Raw genomic sequence first — 3,379 nt, 5'->3', positions numbered from 1 at the left:
AAAGCCGCGACTACGTCAGCATCTCGCAGTGCAGCCGAAGTGGCAATGTTTTCGGCATGCTGTGCCTGTGCATCGTTAGGAAAGCTCACTTCAACGGTATACCCATTGTCCTCAGAAGCCTGCAGTGAGGATTTTCCCGCCCAGATCATGATGCAAATGAGTACTAAGAAGGTGGACAATATAACTTCAACGGGCCTTTCCTTTCCAGTGCCTCTACCTGAAAACCACCTGTTCATGATCTTCTTCCTCCTTCATTGGCTATAATCTTTTATCATAACAAAATCAATGGATAAATCAAAACATTAAACTCTTGATTCTGTCCAATTTTTTCCGGCTTTCCGATTCTTCTGGCTATCAAACGGTTTGAGTCGATTTTGGGAAAATGGCTTGTGAGATAACTTCCGAGACTATCAGCACGCAATTTTGTGCCCTTTTCATTGCCCCTCTGGCAACTAATTAGTGTTGAGTGAATTTTTCTATTGGTATTCATTATTGAGCCGGGCACCTCAAGGTAAGCTTTAAATAAAGCAAATTGCGAGCCACCGTGATGCTATCGTCAAAAAGCGTAAAATGGAATCGAAGATTATATAGACAGTGTCAAAGCTCGCTCAATAATAGTTTTGGGTCTCATACTTCTTCGAAAGCCCGAATTACAAATTTGTATTCCTGGTACAGAAATGGGACTCAATAAGAGAAGAACTCTTTGTGCAACTTTGGCCAAGGATGTTTAAAGTATGAGGTTGAAGGCACTAATGGAAAAATCGTACCCGTGAAGGAATCAAGTGAAGATTATGCTCACAACCGGGATAGAACCCATCTCAAAATAGAGGAAGTTTATCATCGGAGAAATACAAAACCGAAAATTACTGCCACATTTGTTACTATCTTTCGCCCTTTTTCTAAATGTATGGCATATTTTCACTACCAAACTGTTCAAAAGAATACGATATTTTTACCCAATTATGCGCGATTTTGTTCATGATAGAAGTCGGAACGAAAGTTGCTTCCACTGGCATTCTGTGCCAATGCCCAGGAGTGCTTGGCCAAAGATGCCAAGATTCACAGCGGGACTTGGGAGGAAATTACCATGAAAAAAATAGTCTTATGTTCCGTCTTTGTTATGGCGTTGCTGATGCTGGTCAGCAGCGGGGTGCAGGCAGGTAGCGACAAGAAAGGGCTTATGGCCAGAGTTGGCTTCGATTTGGCCAATTTGTACCGAGAATACAACGCCTATGTCACGCAGCAGGGTAGCGACGTTGGGTTCAAGCCCAGCAATCCCTTGTTGCCAGTGATCGGTAATCGGGTAGTGATCGACGCAGTCGTCCACCGGGAACCGGAGGCGGATGCCTTGAAATCCGACCTCAAAGGGTTGGGCCTAAAAAAGGCTTCGGCCTCTGCCCGAGTGGTTTCCGGGCAGCTACCCATTCGCGCAATCAAGAGCATGGCCAGCCTGGCACGCCTCAAACACGCACGGCCGGCCTATGCGATGACGAATATGGGAGAGGTAACCAGTCAAGGCGATAAAGCTATGGGCTCCGACATTGCCCGTACCTACTTCGGCCTGGATGGAACGGGTGTCACCGTGGGTGTGCTCTCGGACAGTTTCGACTGCTTGGGTGGCGCTGCAGTCGATGTTAATACCGGTGACTTGCCAGGGGGAATCGTCGTGCTGGCAGAGGATCCTGGATGTGGTTCGGGTACCGACGAAGGGCGCGCCATAATGCAGCTCATTCATGACGTGGCGCCGGGCGCCAGCCTGGCATTTCACACGGCATTCAATGGTCAAGCCGATTTCGCCTCAGGCATCCGAGAACTGGCGAACCTTGGGGTCGACATCATCGTGGACGACGTGATCTACCTGGCCGAGCCGATGTTTCAGGACGGTATCATTGCCCAGGCCATAGATAGCGTGGTGGCTGATGGCGTTGCCTATTTCTCCTCGGCCGGAAACAATGGCCGCAAAGCCTATCAAGACCCTTTTAGTCCTGAGGGATTCCTTCCGCCTGGAGGCTTCATCCATCTCTCGGGGGCACCCCCTTTCTACGGTGGCGTCCTCCATGACTTCGGGGACGGGAATGTCACCCAGGCAATCACCATCCCTGCAGGAGCCACATTCATCATCTCATTCCAGTGGGACGACCCCTTCTACTCAGTCTGTGGGCATCCCAGCCCCATAGAAGGATGCTCCGGCGCGGATACCGATATGGACATATACCTCCTGGATGAGTGGGGAGCGTTTATTCTGGCGGGTGGTGTCGACGCCAACATCGGTGGAGACCCCGTGGAGATCTTGGGAGTGATCAACACCGGCACCTCGGATGTATTGGTGAACCTCATTATCGTGCAATACGAGGGCTCGGACCCCGGGTTGATGAAGTACGTCAGGTTCGGAGGTGGCCAGGCTACCGACAACGAGGGAAGCGGCACGATCTACGGACATGCCAATGCGGCCTCAGCCGAGGCTGTTGGGGCTACATTCTACGAGAACACGCCTGCATTCGAGAACCCGCCGCTCCTGGAGCCATTCTCGTCGGCCGGTCCCACGCCGATCCTGTTTGATACATCCGGTAATTCGATTGGTCCGGTCGAGCGGCCCAAGCCCGAGATTGTGGGTCCGGACGGCACCAATACCACTTTCTTCGGGTCTGATATTTCACAGGATGACGACGACTATCCGAACTTCTTCGGTACGTCAGCCTCAGCTCCGCATGCGGCCGGTGTGGCGGCTTTGATGCGCGAAGCAGATTCATCTTTATTCCCTGAAGAAATATATGCATACCTGGAAGAGACCGCTCTAGACATGGAGGTCGAAGGCTTCGACTACGACAGCGGGTGGGGTTTCATCCAGGCTGAGCCGGCGCTGGCAGTGGTCCTCTCTGCCCCGGGAATTACAGTGACGCCCACCTCCGGATTGGTCACAACTGAGAACGGTGACACCGCCACGTTCAGCGTGGTCCTCAACACTTTGCCTACGGCAAACGTCACGATCAACCTGTACTCCTCCGACGCAACGGAAGGAATGGTCTCACCGAAGTCTCTGACCTTTGTCCCCGCAAATGGTGCCACACCCCAGACAGTGACGGTAACCGGTGTGGACGACGATATCGCAGATGGCGACATCAACTACACGATCATAACCAAACCGGCAATGAGCGATGACTCAGATTACAGTGGCCTCGACGCGGCCGATGTGGCGGTGACCAATCACGATAACGAAATGCCGCAAGACACCATGCATGTGGGCGATCTGGACGGGGCAAGCCGCGCTACAGGAAAAAAGTGGTGGAAGGCGACCGTCACTATCACGGTGCACGACGCCAGCGAAAGCCCCGTAGCAAATGCTACGGTCGACGGCACCTGGTGGATCGGGAGCGTTGAA

2 protein-coding genes are annotated in these 3,379 nt (G+C 52.2%); one reads left to right on the top strand and one right to left on the bottom strand.

The genetic code is table 11. From position 1 onward, the window contains the following. Positions 1-236 (bottom strand): hypothetical protein (locus tag ACETWG_01910; GenBank protein ID MFB0515342.1); only part of this gene is annotated, 236 nt, incomplete at its 3' end. An 851-nt stretch (positions 237-1,087) separates the two neighbouring features. On the opposite strand from ACETWG_01910, the gene ACETWG_01905 reads away from it, so the two are divergent. Continuing rightward, the coding region (locus ACETWG_01905; protein ID MFB0515341.1) for a S8 family serine peptidase at positions 1,088-3,379 on the top strand (2,292 nt) is incomplete at its 3' end.

This window comes from Candidatus Neomarinimicrobiota bacterium (genome assembly GCA_041862535.1).
Taxonomy (GTDB): domain Bacteria; phylum Fidelibacterota; class Marinisomatia; order SCGC-AAA003-L08; family TS1B11.
Note: the sequence above shows the minus strand (reverse complement) of the source record. Positions and strands in the feature narration are given on the sequence as shown.